We start from the raw sequence: 7304 nt of genomic DNA on the forward strand, positions 1-7304 counted from the left end.
CGTCGATCCGCTCGCCTGGCTAACGCAGACCCTCGAGCGCGTCGCCAACCGATGGCCGATCTCCAACATCGATCAACTCATGCCCTGGAATTATAAGCCATGAACGGCTTCGGCTGATCGCTTACGCTTCACCGGATAGATGTCGCGGTGGTTCTCGATGAAGCGGAAGCTCGTGTCCGGGTCCAGGCAAACATCGCGATCGACTTCCTGAGGAACAGCCACTCGGCCGCCCGGGTCCACTTGCAGGACGAATCCGAGGGACCTGGCACGTCGCCTCAGATTGGCCACGGCATGGCTGCGATATTGTTCCTCATAGTCATCAGCAACAATATCTCCGGTGGCAAGGTACTATCTTCGCGCACGGGACGATTCGCGCTCCATGCGCAGCCGTTCGTTCTCCTGCCGCAGTGGAGCGATCTCGGAAGTTTGGTCCAAGCATCGACGCAGCCTACGGGATGGGGCGTCGCGTCGCCGATGCCGGCTCCTGCCGGAGTTTGTTCACCCAGCGCCGCAGCACGGAATCGCGCGGACCGAGATCCTTGCCCAACGTGATCGAGCAACCACTCGAAGGCACGAGCTCAGCGGGCTGCCGCTTGTACTGCTCGGTAAACGATCGACGTTGACGTCCTTCCATTCATTCGACACCTCCGGGCTCTCTGAGCCTACTAAAGATGTCCACTCATTCGGAGGAGGTTCACGTATTCGCCCGTAGTGACATCGAAGCCGCAAGCAAACACGCCGCTACTTTCTGTTGTACCCGCAAACTGCCTGCTACGGCTGAAGAGGTCCCCTGTATTGGTAGCTATCTGCCTAGGCAGGTAACAGGAGGCTTGGAGATCGGCTATTTTCGCCCACGTGCGTAAGATGTTAGCTGGCAACAATGCTCAATGAAACGCCGTAGTTTAGTCCAGGACTGGACGCCGCTCGATGGCCGGTTACAACGATGTGCCGGTTTCAGTGGCGGAGATGCCAGCGCAGCTGAGCGTAATGGGCGTGGTCCATGATGATACCGTGGGGCGCGCTCATCGTCCCAGCACGCGAACCCGGTCCAAAGGAATTCAAGCCGATGCTTAGAATCACACTCCAACCATCACGCAAGCCAATTTTTCAGAGGCCCTGTTAGCAATGAATTAACCTTTGGGAAAGGGAGAGACGCTCAATGAGCAACCCGTCAGTCCATATCGAAGAAGCGGTCGCTGCGTGGCACCGAGAAGGTAAGCCCTATGGTCGACAAGGTCTTTGATCGCAGCAAGGCTATGTATGTCAAATCTGTGCCAAAAAAGGGTCGCGGCGTATTTGCAAATATTTCATTCAAGGTCGGAGATGTGATCGACAGCGCTCCAACCTGGGGGTTTGATGCTGCTCAAGCCAAGCTGTTAGATCGAACCGGGGTGTTTCAGTACTACTTCGTGCGGCACGATCGGCATCTCAGAGGCGACTCTCTGACAGGTTATATAATTTTCGGTTTGATCTCGATGGTGAACCACTCCTCGCATCCTAATGCACGAATAGCGTGGACCGATGAAGAATCCGGCGCGTGGGCGAGCATTGTGGCAATAAAGGCTATAAACGCGGATGAGGAAATAACGCATCGCTATACGAATATCTCCGCTTATCCTCCCAACATCGAGTTCATCGACTAAACTACACGGATGCTGACTGAGCGGTCTAGGCCCACGTATGGTGTTTTGCGACATAGAGATAGTGGATGCCGCGACTCCGCCCGCCAGGAAGAAAACCCTGCTGGCGCGACGAAGAAAGGCGACTTATTTTTGGACAAACAGCTGCTGCGCCGACCGCACCTGTTCTCGTTCAGCTCAGCGTTGATAGGCCAAAAAAGTGGCGGACCTGACGTTTCGTGTTCTCATCCCTATTCGGCCGCCAAATGGCGATGCCTCGACATACCCAAGGCAAGAAGCTCGAAAAATCTTGCCTAAAGCCATTGACCAGCCGGTTGGCCTCTCCGCCACACACTATGCTGCGCATATCTATGCAAAAAAACGGAACAATTGTGGGCGCCTAGGCAGGGAAAGAGCGAGACGACGCCCAGGCTGACATTCGTAAGAGGAGCGATGATAAGGATTCGCGCGGCCGTTCATGCTCTGCGGAAAAATAGCAGGCAGGATTGTGCGCATCGCCGAGGCTTGAGCGCCGAAGCCTGTAGCTAGTGTCGCGGTGAAACACCGTGTCCTGATGCCGACCTTGCTTGTGGAGCGCCTGCGGCTGCGACTTTGGGCAATCACCACCTGGAGGGACATAGGTATGAAAAAGCAACTGCCCTTTGAGCGGGGTGAATTTGCAGCGCGGTTATCGGCCGTGAAAAAGGAGATGGCAAAGCGAGGAATCGATGTTCTTCTGCTCTCGGAGCCTCCTAACCAAAACTATCTAACCGGCTACGACAGCCTCTCGTTTTATACACCGCAGATGGTAATCGTGACGCTCAATCACGACGAACCTATCTGGATCGCGCGGTTAATGGAACGTCCCCATGCAGCAATGGGTACTTATCTTGCGGACGACAACATCAGAACCTATCCGGATGAGTATGTAAACTCGCATGCTGGTTTGTCAGCGTACGACGTTATGGCGGACCTCGTAAAGGAGCTTGGTGGTGAAAAGGCGAGAATAGGCGTGGAGATGGGAGGCTATTATTATTCCGCGCGCGCCCACGCTGATCTTGTCCGAGCATTGCCTCTCGCTGAATTTATAGACGCCGACTTGCTGGTCAATTGGATCCGGATTGTGAAGAGCCCGGCTGAACTCGTTTACATGCGCCAAGCCGGCCGCGTCGCAGATGCAATGGTAAGGCGGGCCTTCGATACAATAGAGCCCGGGGTGCGTGAATGCGATATCGCCGCCGCCGTCTATCACCAGCAGATATCGGGCACGCCCGAGTTCGGTGGAGGCTATGACAGCTCGTGTCTTTTTTTTGGCGCCGGCGAACGTGCTCTCACGCCACATCCGCAATGGACTGACAAGCCGTTGCCGGCGTCAACGACAATCTATATGGAAGCGCATGGAGTTCGGCTTCGCTACCAGGTCAATCTCGCTCGCACGATTGTGGTCGGGAAACCGAGCGCCCCCTATCAAAAGTTTACGGAGATCGCGATCGAAGCTTTGAACGTGGGCCTCGAGAGTGTCCGTTCAGGTCGCACCTGCTCTGAGATCCAAGCCGCTTACGCGCAGGCGCTGGCGCGTCACGGATATGAGAAAGAGGCGAGGCTCGGTTATTCGCAGGGAATAGGCTATCCGCCTGCGTCAGCAGAGCGGACCGCTAGCTTGCGTAAAGGCGATAACACAGTCCTTCAATCGGGAATGTGCTTCCATATGATGGCTGCTCTTTGGCTGGAGGACAGGAGCATCTGTATCACGCAACCCTTTGTCGTCACAAATGACGGCCATGAGCCGTTAACTTCGACGTCCCGCACCTTGGTCGTTAAATAGCCGAAACAACATGTCACGGAGCGTAAATCTCGTTTTTTTGGCGAAGCGCAGCTGATGGCTCATAGCATCTGCACGGACGTAATCGAAGGGCCGGGCTACCACGAAAGCAGCCCATTGGTTCCACAGGCTGTCGACGCAACGTTTGTATCACGTTAGATTTGATTGAATACAGAGGTATGCGCCAGATGGTCACGCGAGGATTTCCTGGCCGCCCCGCCCAGCTGAACAATACATGCGAGCCTCACGGCCCAATAGCGTGCTGAAGACGCGCGAGCTGGCCCGCGGGCGACTGGCGGGCGAGGAGGCATATAAGCGCCGCCGGTATTGGGTCCAGGTTTTAATCGGTGAGAGGCCATCGATAAATTTGGACCTAGGCGGGCTATATCGTGTCCAGATCTTGCGGCGTAGCGCCATCTCCTTGTGAGTGCGCTAGCGATGAGACGTTCGTTGAGCGGCTGCGCGGTGGCTCCAACCCGAGCCGCATTATAGGAGACAGAATAGAATGTCTGTCGTATTGAGCGGGCGGATAGCAATAAGTGACCAGGATGCGCTCATGGAAGGCATCTCTCGATTCGAACATGTGCGACGACAGGCGTGTCGGCCGCTTGATCAGCGCTGCCATGATCGTTGCGCTGGCCTGGTGGATGCCATGGCGTTCGTCCGTGGTCAGATCGAATAGCATGTCGTGGACAACTCTTCAGCGCGCATACCATCTTCGTCGGCCTCGGCAACACGATGTTTAATGACGGCCTCCGCAATGCTGCTCGGTATAGCGATTGGGGTGACCGTCGCGATCATGCGGCTGTCGCCCAATCCAGTGGTCAATTAGGCCGCGGCCAGCTACGTGTGGTTCTTTCGTGGCACGCCTTTACTGTTGCAGTTGCTACCGTGGTTCAACCTCGCGCTCCTCTTTCCGAAAACTCGGTAGTCCCGGGTTCTTTGAAATGCGTACCGTGGACGTGATGACGCCGTTTCTCGCCGCATTGGGCATCAATCAGGGAATCTGTACGTCGGAGGTGGTGCGAGCCGGCTTCTTGTCTGTCGATCATGGGCAGTATGAAGCCGCCAGCGCAATTGGCATGCCTCGTCTGCAGGCGCAGCGCCGAATCATTTTGCCATAGGCCATGCGCATGATAATGGCGCCGCTTGGCAACGAGCTCATCGGTATGGTCAAGACGAGGTCTCTCGCGAGCGTGATTCAATTTCAGGAAATGCTCTACAACGTAGAAAACATCTACTACGTGAGCAACTATGTCGTTGAACTACTGATCGTTGCGTGCGATCTGGTACCTGGGCGTGGTCACGGTGCTCTCGGCCTGGCAACAGCGACTGGAGAGATATTTCGCGCGCGGCGCAAGGCGCGCTGCGCGGCCACGCTCACCGGGGCAAGGTCGGCCGCGGCGAAGTGCTGTGCTTAGTTGGACCGTCGGGCTCCGGCAAGAGCGCTTTTTTGTGCTGCAGCAATCAGCTCGAAACTGTCGATAGCTGTGCTGTACGAGCTCTCCGAGCGAGAGATCGCGCGGCAGCGACTTGCGACGGGCATGGTGTTTCAACGGTTCAACCTGTTTCCCCACAAGACGGCGCTGGAGAACGTCGTCGAAGGACCGATTCAAGTACTCAAAATAGAGCGTAAACAGACCGAGGCCGCCGCTCGTGAACTGCTCACCCGCGTTGGTCTTACGCACAAATGCGATGCGTACCCGATCGAGCTCTCCGGTGGCCAGCAACAGCGTGTGGCGATCGCTCGCGCGCTTGCGATGAAGCCCACGCTGATGCTGTTCGACGAGCCAACCTCCGCGCTAGATCCCGAACTGGTCGGCGAAGTGCTCGCCGTCATGCGCGATCTCGCGCGAACGGGAATGACGATGGTCGTCGTCACGCACGAACTCGGCTTCGCACGCGAAGTGGCAAGCCGGGTACTTTTCATGGACCAAGGACAGGTGATCGAAAGCGGGCCTCCCGAACAGATTCTCGGCAGCCCGACGCAATCCCGGACGCGGGGCTTCATTTCAGCAGTGCTGAGCTGACGAGTGACGGACTGCATTTTGTAACGAGGTACATGAAAGGAATCCATATATGCGTTCAAGAACCGGGCTTCGTTTTACAATGAGCGTACTTGCCGTTGCATTCGGTTTGGTTGCCGGCGCTGCTTATGCACAAGGCACAAAGAAGGTTATCAATGCGTTGACTATAACGAGTTATCCGCCGTTCTCTTTCAAGGATCCTGCATCCAATAAGCTGACGGGATTCGACATCGACGCATTCAACGCGATGGCTGCGAAGATGGGCGCAGAAGTCAACTGGGTCGAAACGAGCTTCGACCAGTTGATCAGCTTTAGTGCTCTTAAAACAAAGCGCGTCGACATCAACGGGTCCTCCATGGGAGATGCGGCTGAACGACGAGCCAGCGTGAACTTCCTCGACCACGTGTATGAAGGCCAAGTCTTCTACACGCTGCGGGCGAACGCCGAGCGCTTTCCAAACGTGGATGCAGTCTGCGGCAAACGCGTGGCCGTCACGCGCAGCAGTGGCGTCATGAATGACGCCGTTATGAACTGGAGTGAGGAGAATTGCGTCAAGGCCGGCAAGCCTGCGGTGATCGTGATGGGCAGCGAAAACTCGGCCCAGTCGCAGCAGATGCTAAACCAAGGACGCGTTGACGCGTCCCTGTCCGGCGCGGGATCCCTTGCGTATCAGAACACGATCGAAAGCAATCGCTACGCCATTCTTGGAAAGCCTGTGATCAAAGTAATGTACGGGATGGGTTTCAGGAAGGATGATCTGCAGTTCGGGGAAGCACTCAAGAAGGCCCTGGCAGCGCTTATCGCCGATGGCACGTATGTTCAGCTGCTGCGCAAATGGCACCTGACGGATGACGCCTCGATCGAACGGCCAATGATCAATGGCCAACCCTGATCGCTCGTTTAGGGGGGCGTCGATCCGTGATCCGGAGATCGAACGGGCTGAAAATTGTTGGCGATCGTGAGACGCTTTCGACCTGATGCAACTGCAACATTTAAAATGGCTGCCCGGCGAATGGGGTAATGCAGCAAAGAAGTCTCGTGCACTGAGGCTCAGCCTCTCGATCAAGGGACGCGTGGCATTTTGACGTTCGACTCGAGATACGCTGACGCGCGACCTGCAAAAGCTATTTGAACGCCCGGCATTTCCAGCGGTGGCGCCAGACGTACCCGAGCAGGCGGGGTTGCCGGTGTATGATACGGTGGCTACCGCAAAACTGTTGGAGACTTTCCGGTGATGTGACGATCACGTCGCTTTGTGCCACGTTTTCCCCGGAGCCAAACACCACTGCGCGTGCTTGCTCGCTGCGCCACAATTTGAGACGACGTTAAAGAGTTCGGAGTGAACCGAGGAAGCTGAGGTCGCAAAGCTTCAGTGTTCCCTTGCAAAGATTTGCCGAACCGGCGCAATCAAGGGCCGCAGCAGTTGGCCGCAGCCACCCGTATTCGATGTCAACCGCATTCCCGAAAGAAGCCGCACATAATCCGTGTCTGTGAGGTACGGCTTTTGAGAGCAGAAGGATCGTGCGCCGTGCACTCGCGTCACCAACGGTGCGGTGAAAAGGGAGAAACGTCGATCGAGGTGGCTCGATTTGTCAGAATATCTGCCACTAACCTAGCGGTCCCGGTCGATTGGGTCAACCCGAGATGGCCATGGCCGAAGGCGTAAACGACATTGGGCGCAGCTTTGGACCGGCCAATCGCCGGTAGGCTGTCGGGAAGAGAGGGCCGGAGGCCCATCCATTGGCTTCCTCCCGTGGTTTTGAGGCTGGGTAAAAAGAGATGGGCTTTACGCAGCATAGTTTCAGACCGGCGAAAGTTAGGGGGCAATCTCAGCCC

5 protein-coding genes and 2 pseudogenes are annotated in these 7304 nt (G+C 56.3%); 6 read left to right on the forward strand and 1 reads right to left on the reverse strand.

Going from position 1 to position 7304, the window contains the following annotated elements; translation table 11 throughout:
* From FNJ47_RS43600 to FNJ47_RS43625, 6 genes and pseudogenes are all read left to right on the forward strand, one after another.
* A partial coding sequence (locus FNJ47_RS43600; protein ID WP_163162638.1) for a transposase domain-containing protein occupies window positions 1-103 on the forward strand: 103 nt, incomplete at its 5' end.
* Between the two features lie 1120 nt (window positions 104-1223).
* Window positions 1224-1643, forward strand: a complete 420-nt coding sequence (locus tag FNJ47_RS43605; protein ID WP_163162641.1) for an SET domain-containing protein-lysine N-methyltransferase — start codon at window positions 1224-1226, stop codon at window positions 1641-1643.
* A gap of 619 nt (window positions 1644-2262) precedes the next feature.
* Entirely contained in the window at window positions 2263-3444 is a 1182-nt protein-coding gene (locus FNJ47_RS43610) for a M24 family metallopeptidase (protein WP_163162643.1), read from the forward strand.
* Between the two features lie 652 nt (window positions 3445-4096).
* Window positions 4097-4815 (forward strand): annotated as a pseudogene (locus tag FNJ47_RS52050) (amino acid ABC transporter permease); the annotation flags it as partial.
* A pseudogene (locus FNJ47_RS43620) lies at window positions 4784-5471 on the forward strand (amino acid ABC transporter ATP-binding protein). The pseudogenes FNJ47_RS52050 and FNJ47_RS43620, both read left to right, overlap by 32 nt.
* 49 nt (window positions 5472-5520) lie before the next feature.
* Window positions 5521-6360: an ABC transporter substrate-binding protein gene (locus FNJ47_RS43625; protein WP_163162645.1), complete on the forward strand. Its 840-nt coding sequence runs from the start codon at window positions 5521-5523 to the stop codon at window positions 6358-6360.
* A gap of 647 nt (window positions 6361-7007) precedes the next feature.
* On the opposite strand, the gene FNJ47_RS43630 is transcribed toward FNJ47_RS43625, so the two are convergent.
* Window positions 7008-7304 (reverse strand): NAD(P)/FAD-dependent oxidoreductase (locus tag FNJ47_RS43630; protein WP_163162647.1); only part of this gene is annotated, 297 nt, incomplete at its 5' end.

The sequence above is a fragment of the Bradyrhizobium uaiense genome (assembly GCF_010811875.1).
Classification (GTDB): domain Bacteria; phylum Pseudomonadota; class Alphaproteobacteria; order Rhizobiales; family Xanthobacteraceae; genus Bradyrhizobium; species Bradyrhizobium uaiense.